Below are 24,005 nucleotides of genomic sequence, written 5' to 3'. Positions count from 1 at the left end.
GCGGGACCCCCTCGTTCTCGTCCGCACCGGTTCACGGCCCGCACGCCCAGGGTTCGACAACCGTGACGCCGGCCCCCGACGCCGCTCCCGGCGCCACCCCCATCGCCGCCAGAGCAGCGGGAGCCGCCTCCAGGGCGATCGTGGACGTCACCAGAAGGTCGGGGCGCAGCAGTCCGGCCCGTACGGACTCCAGCATCGGCGGATAGGCGTGCGCGGGCATCCCGTGGCTGCCGAGGAGTTCGAGTTCGAGGCCGATCACACGGGACATCGGCACCTTCGGGTCCTCGGGCAGCAGCCCCACCTGGACGTGCCGGCCGCGGCGGCGCAGACCGGCGACGGAGGCCGCGCAGGTGACCGGGGAGCCGAGGGCGTCGAGGGAGAGATGGGCGCCGCCGCCGGTCAGGTCGCGGACCGCCGCCGCCGTGTCGTCGGCGCGGGACGCGTCCACGCGGTGCGCGGCGCCGAACCGCCGCGCCAGGTCCAGCGCCCGGGGTGAGAGATCGACCGCGACGACGCGCGCCCCGGCCGCCGCGGCGATCATCACCGCGGACAGCCCGACCCCTCCGCAGCCGTGCACGGCCACCCACTCCCCCGGCGCCACCCGCCCCTGCGCGACCACCGCGCGGAACGCCGTGGCGAACCGGCAGCCGAGCGAGGCCGCCGTACCGAAGGACAGCTCGTCCGCCAAGGCGACGAGGTTCACATCGGCGTGGTCAAGGGCGACGTACTCGGCGAAGGACCCCCAGTGCGTGAACCCGGGCTGGGTCTGGCGCTCGCACACCTGCTGGTCGCCCGCCGCGCAGGAGGCGCAGTTTCCGCAGGCGCAGACGAAGGGCACGGTGACGCGGTCGCCGGGGCGGTGGCGGGTCACCAGGGCGCCCACGGCCTCGACGGTGCCGGCGAGTTCGTGTCCGGGCACGTGCGGCAGCTCGATGCCCGGGTCGTGGCCCTGCCAGCCGTGCCAGTCGCTGCGGCAGAGCCCGGTGGCCTCGACGCGCACCACCACTCCGTGCGGCGCGGGTGCCGGGTCCGGCACCTCCCGTACCTCGGCCGGTTCGCCGAACCGCTCGAACACCACTGCCCGCATGCCCGTCACCCCTCCGCTGTCGCCAGCACTGTGAATGTACCCCCTAGGGGTATACAGTGGGTACCGTGAAAGCCCGTGGGCCACACACGTCTCATGTATCCCACGACGCAAGCGCCGCACATGCCCCACACGCCCCACACGTCTCGACGAGGAGAGCGACATGACCGCCCACACCGACACCCCGGGCTCCGTCACCACCGTCTACCAGGTGAGCGGGATGAGCTGCGGACACTGTGAAGGCTCGGTCTCCGGCGAGATCTCCCAGATCGCGGGCGTCACCTCGGTGAAGGCCGTCGCCTCCACCGGCGAGGTGACCGTGATCTCCGCCGCACCGCTCGACGAGGAGGCCGTACGCGCCGCCGTCGACGAGGCGGGCTTCGAACTCGCCGGCCAGTCCTGAGGCACTCCGGCACCCCTCCCTCTCACCACCGCACCGGGCCGTACCGACCAGCTGATACTGGCTCCGCACGGCCCGGTTCGTTCCCTGGAGCCCTGGAGCAGGAATGACCAGCACCGGTACCAGTCCCAGTACCAGCACCACTGAAGCCCCTCCCTCCGGCTCCGCGTCACACGTCGAGTCACACGTCGAGTCGCAGGTAGAGCTGACCATCGGCGGGATGACCTGCGCCTCCTGCGCGGCCCGGGTCGAGAAGAAGCTCAACCGCATGGACGGCGTGACCGCCACGGTGAACTACGCGACGGAGAAGGCGAAGGTCACGTACGCGGACGGGGTACGGGTCCCCGACCTGATCGCCACCGTCGTCAGGACGGGCTACACGGCCGAGGAACCCCCGCCGCCGCAGCCCCCTCAGTCCTCGGAGTCCTCGGAGTCCTCGGAGTCCTCGGAGTCCTCGGAGTACCGGGAAGCCTCCGCCGGCGAGGACCCGGCGCGGAAGCGTGATCCCGAACTGGCCGCGCTGCGCGAACGCCTCGTCGTCTCCGCGCTCCTCGCCACCCCCGTCGTGCTGCTGTCGATGATCCCGGCGCTCCAGTTCGACAACTGGCAGTGGCTCGCGCTGACCCTCGCCGCGCCGGTCGTCGTCTGGGGCGGGCTGCCCTTCCACCGGGCCGCGTACACGAACGCCCGGCACGGTGCCGCCACCATGGACACCCTCGTCTCGACCGGCACGCTGGCCGCGTTCGGCTGGTCCCTGTGGGCGCTGTTCCGGGGCGACGCGGGCATGGAGGGCATGCGGGACGAGGGCTTCTCCCTCACCGTCTCCCGTGAGCAGGGCGCCTCGGCGATCTACCTCGAAGTCGCCGCCGGGGTCGTGGCCCTCATCCTCCTCGGCCGCTATCTGGAGGCCCGCTCCAAGCGCCGGGCGGGCGCCGCCCTGCGCTCCCTGATGGAACTGGGCGCGAAAGACGTCTCCGTCGTACGGGAGGGCCGGGAGGTCCGCGTTCCGGTGGGCGCGCTGGCCGTGGGCGACCGTTTCGTCGTACGGCCCGGTGAGAAGGTCGCCACCGACGGCACGGTCGTCGAGGGAACCTCGGCCGTCGACGCGTCGATGCTGACGGGCGAGTCCGTGCCGGTGGACGTGACGGTGGGTTCGGCCGTCACCGGCGCGACCGTGAACGCCGGCGGGCGACTGCTCGTCGAGGCGACCCGGGTCGGCACCGACACCCAACTCGCCCGGATGGCGCGGCTCGTGGAGGACGCCCAGAACGGCAAGGCGCGGGTGCAGCGGCTCGCCGACCGGGTCTCCGGGATCTTCGTACCCGTCGTGCTGCTGATCGCGGTCGCCACCTTCGGGGTCTGGCTCGGCGTCACCGGCGACACGGCCGCCGCGTTCACCGCGGCCGTCGCCGTGCTGATCATCGCCTGCCCGTGCGCCCTGGGTCTTGCCACCCCGACCGCCCTCATGGTCGGCACGGGCCGCGGCGCCCAGCTCGGCATCCTCATCAAGGGGCCCGAGGTCCTGGAGTCCACCCGCCGCGTCGACACGATCGTCCTGGACAAGACCGGCACGGTGACGACCGGCCGCATGACCCTCCAGGAGGTGTACGCGGCCGACGGCACCGACACGACGCGCGTACTGCGGCTCACGGGCGCCCTGGAGCACGCCTCGGAGCATCCGATCGCCCGGGCCGTCGCGGCGGGCGCGGAGGAGCGGACCGGGCCCCTGCCGGCCGTGGACGGCTTCGAGAACGTGCCGGGACTCGGTGTCCGCGGCACGGTCGAGGGCCACGCGGTGCTCGTGGGCCGCGCCCGTCTCCTCGAAGAGGCCGGGATCACGCTGCCCGACTCGCTCGCCGCCCTCCGGACGCGGGCCGAGGAGGAGGGGCGTACCGCCGTGGCCGTCGCCTGGGACGGCGTGGCGCAGGGTGTCGTGACCGTCGCCGACGCGGTCAAGGAGACCAGCGCGGAGGCCGTCCGCGCGCTGCGCGCCCTGGGGCTCACACCGGTGCTGCTCACCGGGGACAACAGGAGCGTCGCCGAGTCCGTGGCCCGCTCCGTGGGCATCGACCCCGCCGAGGTGATCGCCGAGGTGCTGCCCGAGGGCAAGGTCGACGTGATCAGGCGCCTGCAGGCCGAGGGGCGGGCGGTGGCGATGGTGGGCGACGGCGTCAACGACGCGGCCGCGCTCGCCGCCGCCGATCTCGGGCTGGCGATGGGCACGGGTACGGACGCGGCGATCGAGGCGAGCGATCTGACGCTCGTCCGCGGGGACCTGCGGGCGGCGGCGGACGCGATCCGGCTGTCCCGCAGGACGCTGTCCACGATCAAGGGGAACCTCGTGTGGGCCTTCGGATACAACGTGGCGGCACTGCCGCTCGCCGCGGCGGGGTTGCTGAACCCGATGATCGCGGGCGCCGCCATGGCGTTCTCCTCGGTGTTCGTGGTCACGAACAGCCTGCGTCTCAGGGCATTTTCATGACGAAGAGGTAGGAGTCCCCTAGAGTCCGGCACACGTCTTCACATAAGCTCTTCACAAGGCTCGCGCATCATCCTTACGCTAGGGCTCCGATAGTCATATCGGGGCTCTTGCGTATCTTCAGGACATACGCAAGAGACGCAGGTCACAGTGGTGTGAACGTAACCCTCGAAGGGGTTCGTGAGTCTAGATTGACGATGTCAGACACGTCTTGGGGGGCGTTTCTGGCATCTGGGGATGTCTTGGGGGACGTTCCTGGAAACGCGTTGCCGGGACACGTGCGGCGGGGAGCTTTGAGCGGCCCTCCCGTACGTACGGGTCCCGGCAGACCGCACAGCAGGAGGCAGTACGCGGTAGGTAGTACGCAGTAGGCAGAGTTCTTGTTCATTCTGCTCGTTTTGCTCGCAGCGATTCAGGCGCTGCCTTCAGACGCCCGGCCGGATCCCGTGGGGGGAATCCGCACCGGGACATGGGAAGGCGCCCCGACTCCGGCCCGTGGGGGGACCGGCAGCGGGGCGCCTTCTTTATTGCTCCACGTTGCTCCACGCGTATGCGGTGGGGGCTGGTCGCAAGCGCCCCGACCCGTGAGGGGCGCGGGGAACCGCGCGACCAGCCCCCACCGGACCGGCGGACGACGATCCGCCGCCGACGATCCGCGGCCGAGCGGAGCCCTAACGCTCCTCGACAGGAGTGAAGTCCCGCTCGACGACACCCGTGTAGATCTGCCGCGGACGCCCGATCCGGGAACCGGGCTCCTTGATCATCTCGTGCCACTGGGCGATCCAGCCCGGCAGCCGGCCGAGGGCGAACAGGACCGTGAACATCTCGGTCGGGAAGCCCATGGCCCGGTAGATCAGACCGGTGTAGAAGTCGACGTTCGGGTAGAGGTTGCGCGAGACGAAGTAGTCGTCGGAGAGCGCGTGCTCCTCCAGCTTGAGCGCGATGTCCAGCAGCTCGTCGGACTTGCCGAGGGCCGAGAGGACGTCGTGCGCGGCAGCCTTGATGATCTTCGCGCGCGGGTCGAAGGACTTGTACACCCGGTGGCCGAAGCCCATCAGGCGGACGCCGTCCTCCTTGTTCTTCACCTTGCGGATGAAGGAGTCGACATCGCCGCCGTTGGCCTTGATGCCTTCGAGCATCTCCAGGACGGACTGGTTGGCACCGCCGTGCAGAGGACCCCAGAGGGCGCTGATGCCGGCGGAGATCGAGGCGAACATGTTCGCCTGCGACGAGCCCACCAGACGGACGGTGGAGGTCGAACAGTTCTGCTCGTGGTCCGCGTGCAGGATGAGCAGCTTGTCGAGCGCGGAGACGACGACCGGGTCGAGCTCGTACTCCTGCGCGGGGACCGAGAAGGTCATGCGCAGGAAGTTCTCGACGTAGCCCAGGTCGTTGCGCGGGTAGACGAACGGGTGACCGATCGACTTCTTGTACGCGTACGCCGCGATGGTCGGAAGCTTCGCGAGCAGCCGGATCGTGGAGAGGTGGCGCTGCTGCTCGTCGAACGGGTTGTGGCTGTCCTGGTAGAACGTCGACAGCGCGGAGACCACCGACGACAGCATCGCCATCGGGTGGGCGTCACGGGGGAAGCCCTGGAAGAACCGCTTGACGTCCTCGTGCAGCAGGGTGTGCTGCGTGATCTCGTTCTGGAAGGTGGAGAGCTCGTCGACCGTGGGCAGCTCGCCGTTGATCAGCAGCGAGGCCACTTCGAGGAAGGTGGAGCTCTCGGCGAGCTGCTCGATCGGGTACCCGCGGTAGCGGAGGATGCCCTGCTCGCCGTCGAGATAGGTGATGGCGGATTTATAGGCGGCGGTGTTCCCGTAACCGCTGTCCAGCGTCACCAGACCGGTCTGGGCGCGGAGCTTTCCGATGTCGAAGCCCTTGTCGCCGACGGTGCTGTCGATCACCGGGTAGGTGTACTCGCCGTCGCCGTACCGCAGTACTACAGAGTTGTCGCTCACGTCATCCCTCACCGACTTTGTGCCTCTTCTTCGAGGTGCCCTGACTGTCTTTACCATCCCCCATTTGGCGCAGGAGGGTGCACTCGGGGTCGACCATTGGGCCTATTGGCGGCACTCAGTGCCGCCAACCTGTTCATCCTGCCCGCTTCCCCCGCCTTCCGAAAGTGCCGTGTGACGTTTCCGACTCGTTTGATCGATCATTTTTCCCCGCTGACCGTCATGGCGCACGACCGGCTTGTGCGGGCGCGGCTCGGTGGGCGCGGCTCGGTGGGCGCGGCTGAACTCCCCCGGGCCCGGGGAAGGAGGGGTTCGCGTTGCACGCCGAGCGCGGGCCGGTGGGGGCTGAGCGCGCAGTTCCCCGCGCCCCCAGGCATCCAGGGGCGCGGGGAACGTCGCGGCCGGCCCCCACCGGGGCCGCGCCCAACAGGCAACCGAAGCCCCACCCCCTCAGGGGCACAGGGGCGCGGGGAACTGCGCGACAAGTCCTCGCCGGGCCGCGGTCGGGATCATGCGGGGAGGCGGGTGCCGGCCAGGCGGAAGGCCAAGGCCGTGCAGCGGCGGCCGGCCGACACCGTGCGGACCGCCTGCCCCAGGGCCTTCCGCGACCCCACCAGCACCACCAGCCTCTTCGCCCGCGTGACCGCCGTGTAGAGGAGGTTGCGCTGCAGCATCATCCACGCCCCCGTCGTCACCGGAATGACAACAGCGGGGTACTCGCTCCCCTGGGAGCGGTGGATCGTCACCGCGTACGCGTGCGCCAGCTCATCCAGCTCGTCGAACTCGTACGGCACCTCCTCGTCCTCGTCCGTCAGCACCGTCAGCCGCTGATCGTCGAGGTTGAGCGAAGTCACCACGCCCACCGTGCCGTTGAAGACCCCGTTCTCCCCCTTCTCGTAGTTGTTGCGGATCTGCGTCACCTTGTCGCCGACCCGGAAGACCCGGCCGCCGAACCGCTTCTCGGGAAGGTCGGGGCGGGCCGGCGTGACGGCCTGCTGGAGCAGTCCGTTGAGCGCGGCGGCTCCCGCCGGACCCCGGTGCATCGGGGCCAGGACCTGGACATCACGGCGCGGGTCGAGCCCGAACTTCGCCGGAATGCGCCGCGCCGCCACATCCACCGTGAGCCGCCCCGCCTCCTCCGTGTCGTCCTCCACGAAGAGGAAGAAGTCCTTGACGTTCTCCGTCAGCGGCTGCTGCCCCGCGTTGATCCGGTGGGCGTTCATGACCACACCCGACTGCTGGGCCTGCCGGAAGACCCGCGTCAGGCGGACCGCCGGCACCGGGCCGCCGTCCGCCAGCAGGTCACGCAGCACCTCACCCGCGCCGACGCTCGGCAACTGGTCCACGTCCCCCACGAACAGCAGGTGCGCACCCGGCGGCACCGCCTTGACCAGCTTGTTGGCCAGCAGCAGGTCCAGCATCGACGCCTCGTCCACGACCACCAGGTCGGCGTCCAGCGGACGGTCCCTGTCGTAGGCCGCGTCGCCCCCTGGCCGTAGCTCCAGGAGCCGGTGCACGGTGGATGCCTCCGCCCCGGTCAGCTCGGCGAGCCGCTTGGCCGCCCGGCCCGTCGGCGCCGCGAGAACCACCTTCGCCTTCTTGGCCCGCGCCAGCTCCACGATCGACCGGACCGTGAAGGACTTGCCGCAGCCGGGCCCGCCCGTGAGCACCGCGACCTTCTCGGTGAGGGCGAGCCGCACGGCCTGCTCCTGCTCGGGGGCCAGCTCCGTCCCCGTACGCCCCTTGAGCCACTCCAGGGCCTTGTCCCAGGCCACGTCCCCGAACCCCGGCATCCGGTCCTCCTCGGTGCGCAGGAGCCTCAACAACTGTGCCGACAGGGACAGTTCGGCCCGGTGGAAGGGGACGAGGTAGATGGCCGTCACGGGCTCCCCGCCGTCCGTGCCCGGCACCCGCTCCCGTACGACACCGGGGTCCTCGCCCTCCTCGGCCGGGGCCGCCAGCTCCGCGAGGCACTCGATGACCAGCCCCGTGTCCACCTGCAGCAGTTTCACCGCGTCAGCGATCAGCCGTTCCTCCGGGAGGAAGCAGTGGCCCTGGTCGCTGGACTGCGAAAGGGCGTACTGCAGGCCGGCCTTCACCCGCTCCGGGCTGTCGTGCGGGATGCCCACGGACTGGGCGATCTTGTCGGCGGTTAGGAAGCCGATGCCCCAGACGTCGGACGCGAGGCGGTAGGGCTGGTTCTTGACGACCGAGATCGACGCGTCGCCGTACTTCTTGTAGATACGCACCGCGATGGACGTGGACACCTCGACGGTCTGGAGGAAGAGCATGACCTCCTTGATCGCCTTCTGTTCCTCCCAGGCCTCGGCGATCTTCTTGGTGCGCTTGGGACCGAGCCCCGGCACCTCGACGAGCCGCTTCGGCTCCTCCTCGATGATCTGGAGCGTGTCCAGCCCGAAGTGCGTGGTGATGCGGTCGGCGAAGACCGGCCCGATGCCCTTGACCAGGCCGGACCCGAGATAGCGGCGGATGCCCTGGACGGTGGCGGGCAGCACGGTCGTGTAGTTCTCGACGGTGAACTGCTTCCCGTACTGCTGATGGGAACCCCAACGGCCCTCCATCCGCAGGGACTCCCCCACCTGGGCGCCGAGCAGCGCGCCGACGACCGTGAGGAGATCACCACCGCCGCGCCCGGTGTCGACGCGCGCGACCGTGTACCCGTTCTCCTCGTTGGCGTACGTGATCCGCTCCAGGACACCTTCGAGGACCGCGAGATTCCGCGCCCCGCTCTCCGCCTGTGTCCCCGTCTGATTGGGCATGATCCGACGCTACCGTTCAGGACTGACAGCGCGGGTACGGGCCCGTCGTCGGCGGTGCCCGTTCACCGAGCCCGACGGACGGGGCCACCCTGCTGTCCGGGCCCCACCCGCCACGCCGGGCGGCTCCGCGGGCAACAGGTGAACGGTCGGGGCCGCCGGTTCAGGACGCGTTCCCGTGGCGCCTGGGAGATGCTCCACGCGTGCGGTCGACGATGTCCACCACCATGAGCGGCGCCTTGGGGTTCGCGATCCAGCCCTGCTCGCTGCTACTGCCCTTCGAGAGGTACTTCGCCGCGATGTACACGACCACCAGCACGTTCTTGTAACTGAAGCCTTCGGCGACCCCCGGACTCGTCGTGAACTCCGGGAGCTGACCCCCATGTCCCACCTGGGACTGGCTGCTTTCACGGTCCGGGGCCGCGACACCGCTGTCGGCCGTCCTGCCTCCCGCGCTCCCCTTCCTCATCATTTGGTCGGCCTTGGACGCCGTGGTACCGCGCCAGAGATAGACACCGCTTTCGGACTGCTGTTCCACCAGGGAGGCGACGGTGCTGTAGGACGTGGGATACGTCAGGCTCTGCGCCACGGTGTCGAAGTTGTCTTCGTCCGAGTCGTAGTTGTCGCTGTCCGGGTCCCGATCCGTTTTGGTGGTCGCGTACTGAGCCCGCTGCACGGACGTCTCCCCGCCGGCCGACGTGGTCGCCTCGGCCGACGTGGCCGCCTCGTCCGACCGCGCCCGCTGGACGCTGGGGACGGGCTGGGACATGACGCGGGCGGCGTTGGCCTCGGCGGCCTTCTCGAAACGGTCGCTCGGGTCGCTGACCTTCACGCCGTCGGCCCCGACGGTTCCGTCGACCGGGCCCGAGCGCTGCTGGATCACATGCGTGAGCTCATGAGCCAGGGTCGTGTCGTCGACACCGCCCTGGCCGACGACGACGTGATTGCCCGAGGTCCAGGCCGTGGCGCCGAGTTCTGCGGTGGAACGCTGGGCCACCGTGTCGGAGTGCACCCTGACGTTCGAGAAATCGGCCCCCAGTCGGGCCTCCATCTCCACACGCTTGCCGGGTTCGAGCGGGCTTCCGGCGGAACGCAGGACCTCGTCGGCCATGGAACGCTGCACCGACTGGTGCCCGCAGCCGGCGCCGTGCTCGTGTTCTTCCGTGGATCGCTGCGCCGTCAGCATCTGCGCCACGGCGGCGTTGCCCACGGCGCGCTGCAGAGCCGGGATGTCGGCGGCGGACCGGTGGCCCGCCGCACCGGCGGCGAGCGGCGTCCGAGACGCCGCCTTGGGCAGCAACTTCGACGGGTTCCCGTGAGCGTTCTTCGTATCGGTCTGTTCGCTGTGACGCATCGCTGAGCCCTCTCGGCAATTTTCGCGGTACTCAACCATGCTCGGCGAGGGTGTGAAACCACCTGGCCCGAACTCTGCACTCCAGTACAGGGTTCTTGCCTCTGCAGGCACTCACGGACACCGGCCGAGCAGGTGGTTCAGCCTGTCTTGCGTGCCACGCCCCCGTAGAAGCCGATCTCGCCCGATCCGGCCGGCGGCGGGGTTTCCGGCCGCCAGAACGGGACCTGGGCCAGCCCGGGTTCGACCAGTTCGAAGCCGTCGAAGAACCGCTCGACCTCGGCGCGGGACCGCAGGTTCATGGAGGCGGTCGCGTTGTTGTACACGGCCTGGGCCTCGCCGCGGTCGGCGAAATCGCCAGTGGCGTGCGAGAGCACCAGGAAGCTCCCGGCAGGCAGCGCGTCACGCAGGGTGGCGACGACCTGCTCGGGCTTCTCCGCGTCGGTGAGGAAGTGGAGGATGGCGACCAGGAGCACGGCGACCGGCTCGTCGAAGTCGATGACCCGGCGGACGTCGGGGTGGTCCACGACGGCCCGCGCGTCGCGCAGGTCGGCGAGCACGATGCTGGTCTCGCCGAAGTGGCCGAGCAGAGCGTCGGCGTGCGCCTTCACGATCGGATCGTTGTCGACGTACGCGACGCGCACGTCCGGTGCCATCTCCTGAGCGATCTCGTGCACGTTCGGCGAGGTGGGCAGCCCGGTGCCGATGTCGAGAATCTGGCGGACGCCACTGCCGACGGCGTACCGGACGGCACGCCGCAGGAAGGCGCGGTTGGCCCGCACGGACTTCCACACCTCGGGGGCGACAGCGGCAAGTTGGTCGCCTGCCCGCTGGTCCACCTCGTAGTTGTCCTTGCCGCCCAGCAGGTAGTCGTAGATCCGCGCGGGGTGCGGCCTGCTGGTGTCGATCCCCTCGGCACGGAAGCCGTCCTGACTCACGCTGCACTCCTCTCGACCGCCGACCACCAAGGCTCTTGCCTGCGTACGGTTGGCGTCAGCCTTCCATATCAACTCGGTTGCGCATAACCGCAGTTGACGGCTGTGCGGCCAACTCGAACCACACCACCTTCCAGCCTGCCGTTCGGGAGCGGGCGGTGAGGGGGTAGCGGCCCCAGGCGTCGGCCAGGGCGTCGACGAGGAACAGGCCCCGGCCGAAGTCCTGACCGGTGGTGCAGGGCAGGGGATCGGGGAGTTCGGGGTGGTTGTCCATGACCCCGATCCGGACGACTCCGCCGCGGGTACGGAGTCTGACGGTAACGAGGCCGTCGGAGTGCTGCACGGCGTTCGAGACCAGCTCCGAGGTCAACAGCTCAGCGGTGTCCACGAGTTCTGCCGCGCAGGCGTAACCGAGAAGGGCCGTGCGGATGGTGTGGCGGGCGATGCGTGGGGCTCGGGGGTCGTTGGTGAGGTGCAGGTGGCAACTCCAGGTGGTGGGCAGGGGTGGGACAGGGCAGGCGGAGGTGGTCTCGGGCACGGGGTACTCCTCATCGTTTCGTGGATGCTGCACGGCGGCCGGTGGCTCGTCTCCCTGACACGGGCCGACCCCTCCCAGGGCAGGGGGTGCGGGCAAGCTCGCGTGATGCACTGCCGACCGCGCCGTGCGTGAGCGGTGCACTACAGAAAGTAGGTTCACCGGAGTCACTGAGTCCATCCAGCTGGAGATAATTACCCCCTTCGTGCATGGACCTCGCCCTTCCACACAGGCAGACTGTCCGAATGCCAACCAGAACCACCCCGACGCAACGGCAGAAGCGACTCGGTTCCGAGCTGCGCAAGATGCGACTGGCGGCGGATGTCACCACGGAGTACGCCGCGAGTCTCCTCGGCATAGACAGGACACGGCTCTCCAACATGGAGTCGGGCATCCGCCCCTTCTCGCCAGAACGCGTCCGCACTCTGGCTTGCAACTACGCGTGCGCGGAACACAGTTACGTCGAGGCACTGGTGGCCATGGCCGCCGACAAGGAACGCGGATGGTGGGAGCGCCATCGCGGCACGTTGCCCTCCGGCCTGCTGGACATCGCCGAGCTGGAGTGGCATGCCGCCCGCGTCCGGACCGCTCAGGTGATGCACGCGCCGGGACTGCTGCAGACCGAGGAGTACGCCCGCGCTGTTTTCGCAGCGGTACTGCCCCCGCTGACACGACTCGAAGTCGAACTGCGCGTCGCGCATCGCATGGAGCGTCAGCAGGTCTTCGAAGGACCGGACCCGCTCCCGTACATCGCCTACGTCCACGAAGCCGCCCTGCGCATGCCCTACGGCGGCACGGATGCCGCCCGGCAGCAACTCCGGCATCTGGCCGCCCAGTCCGAGCGGGAGAACGTCGATGTCCGTGTGATTCCCACATCCGTGGGCGGATTCCCTGGAGCGGGGCATGCGTTGCTCTACGCGGACGGGGAGGTGCCCTCGCTCGACACCGTGCAACTGGACTCGGCACACGGACCGGAATTCACCCACGCCGAGGCTCAGCTCACGAAGTACCGTTCCCATCTGCACTGGATGGACGGCGCGGCAATGGCCTCAGCAGCATCTCGCGGCCTCATCCACAAGATTGCTCGCGAACTGTAGGAGACGTCGTGACCGACCGCATCACCTGGGAAGCCCCCTTCTGCGGCGAGGGCAACAACTGCTTTCGCCTCGGCACCGACCCCGACGGCAACGCCTACATAGCCGTCACCGGCGCCGAAGACACCCCCCTCACCGACACCCGCGAAGCCCTCCGCACCCTCATCCTCGACATCAAAGCCGGCAAGGCGGACCACCTCCTCTGAGGCTCGCGCGCGCCGCCGCGGGGAGGGCTGTGCGAAGTGACCGCGCAGCCCTCGCACCGGACGGTGGGGAATCGTCAGTCCTGGACGATCACGTTGGTGCCGGCTCCCCCGAGCTTGTCGTCGCCGCGTCCCCGGAATCCCCGGATTCGGCGGACCCCCCGAAGCCGTTGGAGTACGTGGGCGAGGCGGAGGAGGGACGAGGGCTCGGTCTCGTCATGGCCTGCGCGGAGCACTGGGGCTGGATGCCGTCGGCCAGGTTCGGCGAGCGGGGAGAGTACGTATGGTGCGAGCTGATCCCGGTCGCGGCGTAGGCACCGGCCTGACGCGTTGGCCGGATGCGCCGCCCGCATGCACTCAGCGCGTCAACTCATCGGGACGTACGGAAACTCGATGCAGATGACGGTCGGCGGCCACCATCCGGTGGAGCAGGTCATGGCCGTCCACGGCACTGACCAGTCCGCCGACCACGGCCTCGTTCATGAGGTCGAAGGTTTCCTTGGTGGTGATGCCCTGCCGCCGCGCGTACGAGCCGGCCGACCGGTCGTCGGTGATCCACACCGAATCGCGGAAGCCCGTGCGCATGGTGATCAGTACACAGGTCTCGGCCTCGCCCAGATGCTTGGTGGGCATGGACGCGACGCCGCCGAAGACCGCCCGGCGCAGGCGGTCGGCCGCGGCGATCTCCTCGACGTCCGTGATGGCGATCGGGTCGCCGAGCATGCCGAGCGACACGACGTCCCGTAATCGGGGGATGTGGCGAGCGGACCGCTCGGCTTCGTGTGCCACGGCCTCGGTCCAACGGCCGCGCCCGTCGAGCACTTTCTCCAGCAGGGGCACGCGGTCGACGACCGCGAAATTGCACAGGACGGTGTTGTCCGGAAACCAGCAGAGTCTCATGGCTGGAAGATCAGGTCCCCTTCTTCCACTTCACTGCCTTCCACTTCACCGACAGCGGCTTCCGGACTGTCGGGCTCGGCCGGGTCGAGAAGGTCGTGCAGGTGGTCCACGTCCATGCCGAGCAGGGATGCGAGGGGCCGGAGCGTCGTCTCCCCCTCGGCGTAGCACTTGTAGAGGGCGGCCACGAGACGTACGGGGAAGCGCTGGGCCGCGGCCCAGGCGAGCTGCCGCTGGAAGGCGTCCGTCGCACCGGCGAGCAGGTGACAGATCTCGGTGGTCAGAGCCCTGTAGTGGACCGCGGGCTCCGACTTCGCGTCCATGAGGCGCAGTTGGCTCAACCGTGCGCTCAGCGCGCTGGGCGAGACCTTGAAGGCCACGACCAGCTCGGAGAACGCCTCGACGGTGAGCCTGCCGTGCCTGTCCGCCACCTGGCGGAACCGGTCGCGGATCTCGGGTGCGGGCATCAGCAGGCCGGCGGCGAAGACGTTGGCCCGCACCTCGGTCAGGTCCTTCTGCCGCCCCGGGGCGACATGCGACTCCACGACGAGCTCCTGGGCGTCGCGGGCCAGGATGTGTCCCAGCTCGTGAGCCAGGGTGAACCTCTGCCGGGTCCAGGTCTCCGTGGGCCCGAGGAGGATGAGCCGGAACGTGTCCGTCTGCCAGGTGAGCCCGTCCACGGCGTCGGGAAGACTTGTGACCGCGACGTCCACGCCGAACGCCTGCGTACAGGCCGTGATCAGCACGTCGGTCTCCAGAGCGGCCACGGTCCGGTGGCCGTCCGCCGCCGTGAGCGCGCCGACGGCGTCCTGGGCCAACTGCCTCCCCTGGTCCACGAAACGCTTGATGTCCGGACGCACCGAGGGCATCGGCGGCAGCTTGGGCGGCCTGCCCAGCAGCTCCAACACCTCGTACGCCGCCGTGAAACGGTCCGCGGCATCGCTGACGCGGCCCCGCCGCGGAGTCGCTCCGGCACTGGTCCTGGCCGCGAACGCCGGACGCAGCGGCTCGCGCCCCGTGAGCAGCCAGTCCACGGTCCTGCCGCCCGCCTCCGCGATCAGCGCCAGTTCGAGCGACGAGAAACGGCGCACCCCCGCCAGGGACTTGGAGAGCTTGTCAGGCGTGAGCCCCACCTTCTCCGCGAACGCGGCCTGACTCATCGAGGCCGCTTCTATCACTCTGCGCACACGGTCGATTACAGAATCAGACATACACTCACCGTAACCGCGCATTGCGAATATCGCAACGCCCTACCCAGAGCCTCACGCACCCCGCACCCCGCGCCCCGCACTCCGCGGGCGCACCCCCTCCCGCCGCCCCACCCCCTCCACATCACGATCCGGTCTCAGGGGGTTGTCTACGTCGATGTAATCGATTCCAATCGCTTCAGCAACATGCGTGTAATCGTTTCCACGCCATGAACCACACCATGAACCACGCCATGAACCACAAGGTGATCCACAAGGAGGTGGAGCGTCGATGGCGAGCATCAAGGACGTCGCCGCCGAGGCGGGTGTCTCCGTCGCCACGGTGTCGCGGGTCCTGAACGACCACCCGTCGGTGAGCGCGGACGCCCGCACCCGCGTGCTGGCCGCCGTCGAGGCGCTGGGCTACCGCCCGAACGCCGTCGCCCGCTCCCTGCGCACCGACCAGACCCACACCCTCGGCCTGGTCATCAGCGACGTGCTCAACCCGTACTTCACCGAACTGGCCCGCTCCGTCGAGGAGGAGGCCCGCGCCCTCGGCTACAGCGTCATCATCGGCAACGCCGACGAGCGTCCCGACCTCCAGGACCATCACGTCCGCACCCTCCTCGACCGCCGTATCGACGGCCTTCTCGTGTCCCCCACGGACGGCGGCTCCCCGCTGATGCTGGACGCCGCGCGCTCGGGGACGCCGATGGTCTTCGTCGACCGCTGGATACCGGGCGTGGAGGTGCCCGTGGTCCGGGCCGACGGGCGGGCCGCCGTGCGCGATCTCGTCGCCCACCTGCACGGCCTCGGCCACCGCAGGCTCGCGATCATCGCGGGCCCGGCCGCCACCACCACCGGCAGCGAGCGCGTCGACGCCTTCCGGGACGCCCTGCGCGAGTACGGCCTGCCGCTGCCCGACGCGTACATCGGGCAGGGCGACTTCCAGGCGGCCAGCGGTCGGCGGGCCACCGAGGAGTTCCTCGACCTGGCCGAGCCGCCGGAGGTCGTCTTCGCGGCCGACAACCTGATGGCCCTGGGCGCCCTGGACGCCGTACGGGCGCGTGGACTGCGCGTGCCCGACGACATCGCGCTCGCCGCCTTCGACGACATCCCGTGGTTCGTGCACACCGATCCACCGATCACGGCGATCGCCCAGCCGACCCCCGAACTGGGCCGGGCCGCCGTACGCGCCGTCGTCGACCTGATCGAGGGACGGCCCCCGCAGTCGGTCACCCTCCCGGCCACCCTCGTCGTCCGCCGCTCCTGCGGCGAACCCCCGCCGGCCGCCGGCTCCCCCCACACGAACGTCACTCAAAGGAGCAACCCGTGAGCAGCAGCCCGGACGAGTTGCTGCGTATCGAAGGGATACGCAAGACCTTCCCCGGTGTGGTCGCGCTCGACAGTGTCGACTTCGACCTGCGCCGCGGCGAGGTGCACGTACTGCTCGGTGAGAACGGCGCCGGCAAGAGCACCCTCATCAAGATGCTGTCCGGCGCCTACCGGCCGGACGCCGGGAAGATCGTGGTCGACGGCGAGAAGGTCCGCATCCACGGCGCGCAGGACGCCGCGCGCCTCGGGATCGCGACCATCTACCAGGAGTTCAACCTGGTCCCCGATCTCACCGTCGCCGAGAACATCTTCCTGGGCCGCCAGCCGCGCCGCCTCGGGATGATCGACCGGAAGAGGATGGAGGCCGACGCCGCCGTGCTCCTGGAGCGGGTCGGCGTGCACGTGTCGCCTCGCGCGCGGGTCCGCGAACTCGGCATCGCCCGCCTCCAGATGGTCGAGATCGCGAAGGCGCTGAGTCTGGACGCCCGCGTGCTGATCATGGACGAGCCGACCGCGGTGCTCACCTCCGGAGAGGTGGAGAAGCTCTTCGCCATCGTGCGCAAGCTGCGCGAGGACGGCGTGGGCATCGTCTTCATCACCCACCACCTGGAGGAGATCGCCGCCCTCGGCGACCGGGTCACCGTCATCCGGGACGGCCGGAGCGTCGGCCAGGTGCCCGCGTCCACGCCCGAGGACGATCTCGTACGCATGATGGTGGGCCGCTCCATCGAGCTGCAGTACCCGCGCGAACGGCCCGACGGCAACGGCAACGGCAACGGCGCCACCGCCACCGGCACCGCCCTCGGCACCGCGTTGCTCACCGTGGAAGGACTCACCCGCGACGGTGTCTTCCACGACGTCGGCTTCGAGGTGCGGGCCGGTGAGGTCGTCGGTATCGCGGGCCTCGTGGGAGCGGGCCGGACCGAGGTCGTCCGGGCGGTCTTCGGGGCCGACCCGTACGACAGGGGCTCCGTCGCGGTCGCCGGTGAACGGCTGCCGCGCCACGACGTCAACGCGGCGATGACCGCCGGAATCGGGCTCGTCCCCGAGGACCGCAAGGGTCAGGGCCTGCTGCTCGACGCCTCCGTGGAGGAGAACCTCGGACTCGTCACCCTGCGGGCGGCCACCCGCGGCGGACTCGTCGACCTCAAGGGCCAGCGGACGGCCGCCGCGCGGATCGCCGAGCAGCTGGGCGTACGGATGGCCGGACTCGGGCAGCACGTGCGCACGCTCTCCGGCGGCAACCAGCAGAAGGTCGTCATCGGCAAGTGGCTGCTCGCCGACACCAAGGTGCTGATCCTCGACGAGCCGACCCGCGGTATCGACGTGGGCGCCAAGGTCGAGATCTACCAACTGGTCAACGCACTCACGGCCGCCGGCCACGCCGTCCTGATGATCTCCAGCGATCTGCCCGAGGTGCTCGGTATGAGCGACCGGGTGCTGGTGATGGCCCAGGGCCGGATCGTCGGTGAACTCTCCGCCGACGAGGCGACCCAGGACTCCGTGATGGCCCTCGCCGTCAGCACACCCACCATCAACTCCGTTACCACTGATACCGCTGATACCGCTGATACCGCTGTGGAGGACCCCCGTGGCCACTGACACGCTCAAGAGCACAACGGGCGCGAGTGGCGCTCCGGGCGGTGGCGCCCCGGGCGGCCTGCGCCGTCTGCTGCTCGACAACGGCGCGCTCACCGCGCTCATCATTCTCGTCATCGCGATGTCGGCCCTGTCCGGCGACTTCCTGACGACGGACAACCTGCTCAACATCGGCGTCCAGGCGGCCGTGACCGCCATCCTCGCCTTCGGTGTGACCTTCGTGATCGTCTCGGCGGGCATCGACCTGTCGGTCGGTTCCGTCGCCGCGCTGTCGGCCACCGTCCTGGCCTGGACGGCCACTTCGGAGGGCGTACCGGTCTGGATCGCGGTGATCCTCGCGATCGCCACCGGCATAGCCTGCGGACTGGTCAACGGCGTCCTGATCTCGTACGGGAAGCTGCCGCCGTTCATCGCGACGCTCGCCATGCTGTCGGTGGGCCGCGGTCTGTCCCTGGTGATCTCGCAGGGCTCCCCGATCGCCTTCCCCGACTCGGTCGCCCACCTGGGCGACACGCTCGGCGGCTGGCTGCCGGTCCCGGTCCTGGTGATGATCGTCCTGGGCCTGGTCACGGCCGTGATCCTCGGGCGTACGTACATCGGGCGCTCCATGTACGCGATCGGCGGCAACGAAGAAGCCGCCCGCCTCTCCGGGCTGCGGGTGAAGCGGCAGAAGCTCGCCATCTACGCGCTGTCCGGACTCTTCGCCGCCGCCGCGGGCATCGTGCTCGCCTCCCGGCTGTCCTCCGCGCAGCCCCAGGCCGCGCAGGGTTACGAGCTGGACGCGATCGCCGCGGTCGTCATCGGCGGCGCCTCCCTCGCGGGCGGCACGGGCAAGGCGTCCGGGACGCTGATCGGCGCGCTGATCCTCGCGGTGCTGCGCAACGGCCTCAACCTCCTCTCCGTGTCGGCGTTCTGGCAGCAGGTCGTCATCGGTGTGGTCATCGCGCTGGCGGTGCTGCTCGACACCGTGCGCCGCAAGGCGGGGGCGACCCCGGTGACGTCCGGCGCCGGGGGCGCGGCGGGCAGGAAGGGGCCGCAGGCAGTCAAGTACGGGCTCGCCGTCGTCCTCGTGGCGGCGGTCGTGGGAGGCCTGAGCATCTTCAACAACGGCTCGTCGTCCGCGAAGCCGAAGGTCGGCCTGTCCCTCTCCACCCTGAACAACCCCTTCTTCGTACAGATCAAGGAAGGTGCGCAGGCCGAGGCGGAGAGGCTCGGGGCCGATCTGACCGTCACCGACGCGCAGAACGACGCCTCGCAGCAGGCCAACCAGCTGCAGAACTTCACCAGCGAGGGCCTGGACTCGATCATCGTCAACCCGGTGGACTCGGATGCGGCGGGCCCCTCGGTGCGCTCCGCCAACAAGTCCGACATCCCCGTCGTCGGCGTCGACCGGGGCGTCAACAAGGCGAAGACGGCCGCGCTCGTGGCCTCCGACAACGTCGAGGGCGGGCAGCTCGGCGCCAAGGCGCTGGCCGAGAAGCTGGGCGGCAAGGGCAAGATCGTCATCCTGCAGGGCCAGGCCGGCACCTCCGCCAGCCGTGAGCGCGGCGCGGGCTTCGCCGAGGGTCTGAAGGCCTACCCGGGCATCCAGGTCGTCGCCAAGCAGCCCGCCGACTTCGACCGTACGAAGGGGCTGGACGTCATGACGAACCTGCTCCAGGCCCACCCGGACGTCCAGGGCGTCTTCGCCGAGAACGACGAGATGGCGCTCGGCGCGCTCAAGGCACTCGGCTCCAAGGCCGGGAAGTCGGTTCAGGTCATCGGCTTCGACGGCACGCCGGACGGACTGAAGGCCGTCGCGGACGGCACGATGTACGCCTCCGTGGCGCAGCAGCCGAAGGAACTCGGCAGGATCGCCGTGGAGAACGCGCTGCGGGCGGCCGACGGCAAGAAGACCGAGCAGACGGTGAAGGTCCCGGTGAAGGTGGTCACGTCGAAGAACGTGGCCGACTTCACCGGCTGACACCGAACGCCATACCCCGCACCACTACGGGCCCTACAGGGAGACAGTCCATGTTCGAGTACGACCTGCTGGTCGTCGGGTCGGCCAACGCCGATCTGGTCATCGGTGTCGAGCGGCGGCCGGGCGCCGGGGAGACCGTGCTCGGCTCCGACCTGGCCCTGCACCCCGGCGGCAAGGGCGCCAACCAGGCCGTCGCCGCCGCCCGGCTGGGGGCGCGTACGGCGCTCCTCGCCCGGGTCGGCGACGACGCGCACGGCCGGCTGCTGCTCGACTCGCAGCGGGCGGCCGGGGTCGACACGTCCGGGGTCCTCGTCGGCGGCGCTCCCACCGGGGTCGCGCTCATCACGGTGGACCCGTCCGGCGACAACAGCATCGTGGTGTCGCCGGGCGCGAACGGCCGTCTCACCCCGGACGACATCCGCGGGGCATCGGCCCTCCTCTCCACGTCCAGGGTCGTCTCGACACAACTGGAGATCCCGCTGGAGACGGTCGAGGAGGTCGTACGCGCCCTGCGACCCGGCGCCCGCTTCGTACTGAACCCGTCCCCGCCGCGGGAGTTGCCCGCGGCGGTCCTCGCCGCCTGCGACCCGCTGATCGTGAACGAGCACGAGGCGCGGGTGGTGCTCGGCGCGGACGCGGGCAGCACGCCCGAGGAGTGGGCCGGTGCGCTTCTGGCCCTCGGCCCGCGTTCGGTGGTCGTCACCCTGGGCGAGGAGGGCGCGCTGGTCGCCGACGCCTCGGGTCCGGTCCGTGTCCCCGCCGTCAAGGTGAACGCCGTGGACACGACCGGCGCCGGCGACTCCTTCACCGCGGCGCTGGCATGGCGGCTGGGCGCCGGGGAGTCCCTCGCGGACTCGGCCGCGTACGCGGCCCGTGTGGGCGCCGTCGCCGTCACCCGTCAGGGCGCGCAGGCGTCCTTCCCCACTGCCGAAGAGGTCGCCGCCGTATGAAGAAGGCCGGAATACTGAACCGTCACCTCGCGGGCGCGACAGCCGAACTGGGCCACGGCGACGGCGTACTGATCTGCGACGCGGGCATGCCGATCCCGGCCGGCCCGCGGGTGGTGGACCTGGCGTTCCGCGCCGGGGTGCCGTCCTTCCAGGAGGTCCTGGAGGGCCTGCTGGAAGAGCTGGTGGTGGAGGGCGCGACGGCGGCGACGGAGGTACGGGAGGCGAACCCGGAGGCGTCCGCCCTGCTGACGGCCCGCTTCCCCGGCTCGCTGACCCACGTCTCCCACGAGGACCTGAAGACCCTCTCGGCGGACGCCCGCCTGATCGTACGGACCGGCGAGGCCAGGCCTTACGCGAACGTGCTGCTGCGGTGCGGGGTGTTCTTCTAGGGGACGAAGAAGGCTTGATCTTCGATCATGTCGTTTGAGCTGCGGTTTCCTTGGTCGCCAGGTCTTCCGGTCCGCGCCCGGTCCGCAGTCCGCAGTCCGCAGTCCGCCGAGCACGGCGTCCATGGCCGCCCAGGTCAGGACTTCGACCAGGTGCTCGGCCAGCAGTCCGACATGGGGGTCGGGCTGGACGAGGGCGGTCGCCCGGCCTTGGGCGGTGCGTTCCGCCGCCCATTCGTGGTCGAGGCCGGTGAAGTCGTCGTCGATCCAGATCGCGGGCGCGTCGCCGAGCCACGTGTCGGCGTAGTCGCGTTTCCAGAGGTAGCCGTCAGGGTGGCTGGTGGCGCACGACGGCGGTTCGATGCTGCTGGCCGTGCGTCCGGACGGCGGCCCGTTCACCGCGTGGCCCACGGTCCTCGCCCGTGCCTCCGAGCGGATCCGTGAACGCTTCGAGCCGCGATTCCCGCATATTCATCCCCACCGGCTCCGCCACATTGTCTCTGCTTAGTTTCCGTGTGGCGATTGACTCCAACTGGGGTGATGGCCTGCGGGTTTGGGCTTTGCGCTGAGGCGTGTGGTGTTTCTACTGTCGGCGCTCATGATCCTGAACTTCTTCTCGTCTCGGGGCTGGCAGTCCTGGGACGTCGAGCAGCGGCCGTTGATCCCCGAGGGGATGCCCGTGCTCGTCGACGACGACCTGCGCTTCGAGGACGGCCCGGCTGTGCCGCGTCCGACGGTGGTGGTGAACCGGTGGTTGCGTGAGCTCCCGGCCAGCGGGGCGCCAGCGCCGAGCTCGTGGGAGAACTACGCGCGGGTGGTCAAGGAGTGGATGGAGTTTCTGGCCGAGCACGGGGTGGGGCTGTTCGACTCGCGGGTGCGGTTGAAGGCCGCGTTGAGCCGGTACGCCGAGCACCGGGCGGCGGGTCCGTTGAAGGCCCGGTTCGCGGCGACGACGTGGGGCCAGCACATGAGCATCCTGTCGTTGTTCTACCGGTGGGCGATGCATGCGGAGTACGCGACGGCTGAGCCCTTCACCTACCGCGCGGCACGGGCCCTGTTCGCCGGGACCGGCCGGGAGGTGAAGGTGAACCTGGCCGTCCGCCGCACCCCGAAAGCGCACGTGACGATCAAGTACCTGGAGCCGGACTTCACCGAGCTGTTCCGCAAAGGGCTGCGCGGGCTCGCGCCGGACGGCTCGCAGGACACCGGATTCCACGGGCGGGAGCTGACCCGCAACGCGGCGGTCGGGGATCACGCACTGGCCACCGGGATACGGCTGCAGGAGTTCACTTATCTGCTGCCCTGGGAGATCCCCGCCCTGCCGCCGGCCCCGACTGCGGGGCCCATCCCGTTCCCAGTGCCGGCCGGGATCACCAAGGGCAAGAAGTTCCGCACCACGTGGACCTCTTACGAGGCCCTGGCCGGGCTTCACGACTATCTCGACCTGGACCGGGCCGCCACGACGGAGGGCTCACTCTGGCGGCCGCCGCGGCGGTGGGGTGAACCGCTGATGGTGAGCGAGCCGGACGCGAGGGGCGGGCTGATCAATGAGGTCCGGCGCCCCTGGGATTCGCTGACGCCGGCCGAGCGGCGCCGTCTGGTTGCCCCGGAGGGCGGTTCGTGCCTGCTTGCCGTGAAGAACGGGGGTGGCCCATTCACGGCTTGGGCCACCGATCGGATGATGTCCGCGAGTTTCGACAGCGCTGGGGTACCTGCCGGGCGTCGGGATGCTCCTGGTGAAGGGTCCTGGTCATGCCGCAGATGTCCAAAAGCCGTGGGACGGATAGCCTTTTTACGGATGGGTGAATCGATTCTTCTCTACCAGTTCATGCTCTGACCACATTTCGTGGGGGTATCCCAACTGTGGCGCACTCACCTCATCCAGCCGTTCAAGCTGACGCGTCGAGATATTCAGATCGGCGGCCGCGAGGTTCGATGTGAGCTGATCTACGCTCCTCGGTCCAATGATGGGGATCACCCCTTTCGACATCGACCACTTGATCGCTACCCGCTCTGGAGTCGTATCGAGGTCCCGGGCGATCCTCTCAATAGTATCCAGAATATTCGCCTTGGCGGGGCCGTCTTCCTTGTGAAGGAACTGGCTGATCGAGCTCTGGGCGCGACCTGTTGCGCCCCGCCGATACTTTCCCGTCAGAAGACCACCGCCGAGAGGCGAGAATCCGAGGACGCCCAAGCCAAAGGCTTCTGCCATCGGCACCAAATCCCGGTCGGCGCTACGCTCCACGAGACTGTACTCGACCTGAATTGCCACGAGAGGGGACCAGCCCTGCTGCTGTGCCAGGGTGACTCCCGTGGCCACACGCCATGCGGGGAAACTGGAGAGACCGGCATACAGAATCTTGCCGGCGCGCGTCAAATCATCGAAGGCTCGCAATATTTCTTCGATGGGTGTGGATGTGTCGGCCACATGGGCCCAGAGTACGTCCACCCGGTCGGTGCCCAGCCGACGCAGGCTCTGCTCCAAAGACTGGACCATCGCTTTCCGACTGTTCCCGGTCAGTTGGAGGCCGCTGCTTGCTGAAGACCCCATGGTGTACTTTGTCGCCAGAACTATATCCTCGCGATCCGAGGAGATGATATCTGAGAGGTATTCCTCAGCCTCCCCCGACTGATAGTTGGAAGCGGTATCAATGAAGTTTCCTCCCGCTTCCCTGTAGGCGTCATACATCGCCCTGGCCTCGGGCGCATGAGCTCCATGCCCCCATCCCATGCCAAAATTACCTGTCCCCAGCGAAAGCTCCGATACTCGCAGCCCCGATTTTCCAAGAAATAGGTATCGCATACGTCTCTTGACTCCTCGCGTCGATCCGGCATGAGGGGGCTCCTCACGCCTGGCAGCTCCTGCCGTCAC

General features: G+C 69.4%; 20 protein-coding genes and 1 pseudogene. 11 read left to right on the top strand and 10 right to left on the bottom strand.

Annotated elements, in window-relative coordinates:
• Positions 1-31: 31 nt before the first annotated feature.
• Entirely contained in the window at positions 32-1,087 is a 1,056-nt protein-coding gene (locus ACIOKD_RS27250) for a zinc-dependent alcohol dehydrogenase family protein (protein ID WP_402089153.1), read from the bottom strand.
• A 160-nt stretch (positions 1,088-1,247) separates the two neighbouring features.
• Between ACIOKD_RS27250 and ACIOKD_RS27245 the strand changes: the two genes are divergently transcribed.
• On the top strand, positions 1,248-1,487 hold the full coding sequence (locus ACIOKD_RS27245; protein WP_402089150.1) for a heavy-metal-associated domain-containing protein: 240 nt from the start codon (positions 1,248-1,250) through the stop codon (positions 1,485-1,487).
• Positions 1,488-1,590: 103 nt separating this feature from the next.
• A complete protein-coding gene (locus ACIOKD_RS27240; protein ID WP_402089147.1) occupies positions 1,591-3,966 on the top strand; it encodes a heavy metal translocating P-type ATPase in 2,376 nt (791 codons plus the stop codon).
• A gap of 668 nt (positions 3,967-4,634) precedes the next feature.
• Here the strand turns inward: ACIOKD_RS27240 and ACIOKD_RS27235 are convergent.
• From ACIOKD_RS27235 to ACIOKD_RS27215, 5 genes are all read right to left on the bottom strand, one after another.
• On the bottom strand, positions 4,635-5,924 hold the full coding sequence (locus ACIOKD_RS27235) for a citrate synthase (protein WP_398285917.1): 1,290 nt from the start codon (positions 5,922-5,924) through the stop codon (positions 4,635-4,637).
• 506 nt (positions 5,925-6,430) lie between these two features.
• A complete protein-coding gene (locus tag ACIOKD_RS27230) occupies positions 6,431-8,701 on the bottom strand; it encodes an ATP-dependent RecD-like DNA helicase (protein WP_402089143.1) in 2,271 nt (756 codons plus the stop codon).
• Positions 8,702-8,861: 160 nt separating this feature from the next.
• Positions 8,862-10,052, bottom strand: a complete 1,191-nt coding sequence (locus ACIOKD_RS27225) for a DUF4765 family protein (RefSeq protein ID WP_402089140.1) — start codon at positions 10,050-10,052, stop codon at positions 8,862-8,864.
• A gap of 137 nt (positions 10,053-10,189) precedes the next feature.
• Positions 10,190-10,987, bottom strand: coding sequence for an SAM-dependent methyltransferase (locus ACIOKD_RS27220; protein ID WP_402089138.1), 798 nt, complete (start codon positions 10,985-10,987; stop codon positions 10,190-10,192).
• 55 nt (positions 10,988-11,042) lie between these two features.
• Entirely contained in the window at positions 11,043-11,522 is a 480-nt protein-coding gene (locus ACIOKD_RS27215; protein ID WP_402089135.1) for an ATP-binding protein, read from the bottom strand.
• 242 nt (positions 11,523-11,764) lie between these two features.
• Here ACIOKD_RS27215 and ACIOKD_RS27210 point away from each other — a divergent pair, with 242 nt between their 5' ends.
• From ACIOKD_RS27210 to ACIOKD_RS27200, 3 genes are all read left to right on the top strand, one after another.
• The gene (locus ACIOKD_RS27210) at positions 11,765-12,616 is read left to right on the top strand and encodes a helix-turn-helix domain-containing protein (protein ID WP_402089132.1); all 852 of its coding nucleotides are present in this window, start codon (positions 11,765-11,767) and stop codon (positions 12,614-12,616) included.
• Between the two features lie 8 nt (positions 12,617-12,624).
• Positions 12,625-12,819, top strand: coding sequence for a hypothetical protein (locus ACIOKD_RS27205; RefSeq protein ID WP_402089129.1), 195 nt, complete (start codon positions 12,625-12,627; stop codon positions 12,817-12,819).
• A 176-nt stretch (positions 12,820-12,995) separates the two neighbouring features.
• Positions 12,996-13,130 carry a hypothetical protein gene (locus ACIOKD_RS27200; protein ID WP_402089126.1) on the top strand — a complete coding sequence of 45 codons (135 nt, stop codon included), beginning with the start codon at positions 12,996-12,998 and terminating at the stop codon, positions 13,128-13,130.
• Between the two features lie 43 nt (positions 13,131-13,173).
• On the opposite strand, the gene ACIOKD_RS27195 is transcribed toward ACIOKD_RS27200, so the two are convergent.
• Positions 13,174-13,716 (bottom strand): hypothetical protein, encoded by a 543-nt coding sequence (locus tag ACIOKD_RS27195; protein ID WP_402089123.1) that lies wholly within the window; start codon positions 13,714-13,716, stop codon positions 13,174-13,176.
• Positions 13,713-14,924 (bottom strand): helix-turn-helix domain-containing protein, encoded by a 1,212-nt coding sequence (locus tag ACIOKD_RS27190; protein WP_402089120.1) that lies wholly within the window; start codon positions 14,922-14,924, stop codon positions 13,713-13,715. The genes ACIOKD_RS27195 and ACIOKD_RS27190 overlap by 4 nt, the downstream gene beginning before the upstream one ends.
• Before the next feature lie 268 nt (positions 14,925-15,192).
• Here ACIOKD_RS27190 and ACIOKD_RS27185 point away from each other — a divergent pair, with 268 nt between their 5' ends.
• From ACIOKD_RS27185 to rbsD, 5 genes are read left to right on the top strand one after another with little or no spacing between them, the layout of a single operon-like run.
• Positions 15,193-16,236, top strand: coding sequence for a LacI family DNA-binding transcriptional regulator (locus ACIOKD_RS27185; protein ID WP_402089117.1), 1,044 nt, complete (start codon positions 15,193-15,195; stop codon positions 16,234-16,236).
• The gene (locus ACIOKD_RS27180) at positions 16,233-17,837 is read left to right on the top strand and encodes a sugar ABC transporter ATP-binding protein (RefSeq protein WP_402089114.1); all 1,605 of its coding nucleotides are present in this window, start codon (positions 16,233-16,235) and stop codon (positions 17,835-17,837) included. Before ACIOKD_RS27185 ends, ACIOKD_RS27180 begins: the two co-directional genes overlap by 4 nt.
• Complete coding sequence (locus tag ACIOKD_RS27175) at positions 17,827-19,797, top strand: substrate-binding domain-containing protein (RefSeq protein WP_402089111.1); 1,971 nt, start codon at positions 17,827-17,829, stop codon at positions 19,795-19,797. Before ACIOKD_RS27180 ends, ACIOKD_RS27175 begins: the two co-directional genes overlap by 11 nt.
• Positions 19,798-19,847: 50 nt before the next feature.
• Positions 19,848-20,747 (top strand): ribokinase, encoded by a 900-nt coding sequence (locus tag ACIOKD_RS27170; RefSeq protein ID WP_402089108.1) that lies wholly within the window; start codon positions 19,848-19,850, stop codon positions 20,745-20,747.
• The gene (gene rbsD / locus ACIOKD_RS27165) at positions 20,744-21,136 is read left to right on the top strand and encodes a D-ribose pyranase (RefSeq protein ID WP_402089106.1); all 393 of its coding nucleotides are present in this window, start codon (positions 20,744-20,746) and stop codon (positions 21,134-21,136) included. The genes ACIOKD_RS27170 and rbsD overlap by 4 nt, the downstream gene beginning before the upstream one ends.
• A 123-nt stretch (positions 21,137-21,259) precedes the next feature.
• Here the strand turns inward: rbsD and ACIOKD_RS27160 are convergent.
• Positions 21,260-21,487: pseudogene (locus ACIOKD_RS27160) on the bottom strand (hypothetical protein); the annotation flags it as partial.
• A 244-nt stretch (positions 21,488-21,731) separates the two neighbouring features.
• Here ACIOKD_RS27160 and ACIOKD_RS27155 point away from each other — a divergent pair.
• Complete coding sequence (locus ACIOKD_RS27155; protein WP_402089103.1) at positions 21,732-22,970, top strand: site-specific integrase; 1,239 nt, start codon at positions 21,732-21,734, stop codon at positions 22,968-22,970.
• Here ACIOKD_RS27155 and ACIOKD_RS27150 read toward each other — a convergent pair.
• On the bottom strand, positions 22,926-23,936 hold the full coding sequence (locus ACIOKD_RS27150) for an aldo/keto reductase (RefSeq protein WP_402089101.1): 1,011 nt from the start codon (positions 23,934-23,936) through the stop codon (positions 22,926-22,928). The genes ACIOKD_RS27155 and ACIOKD_RS27150 overlap by 45 nt on opposite strands.
• Positions 23,937-24,005 lie beyond the last annotated feature (69 nt).

Origin of the sequence: Streptomyces sp. NPDC087844 (assembly GCF_044742785.1) — a bacterium.
Taxonomy (GTDB): Bacteria; Actinomycetota; Actinomycetes; order Streptomycetales; family Streptomycetaceae; genus Streptomyces.
Note: the sequence above shows the minus strand (reverse complement) of the source record. Positions and strands in the feature narration are given on the sequence as shown.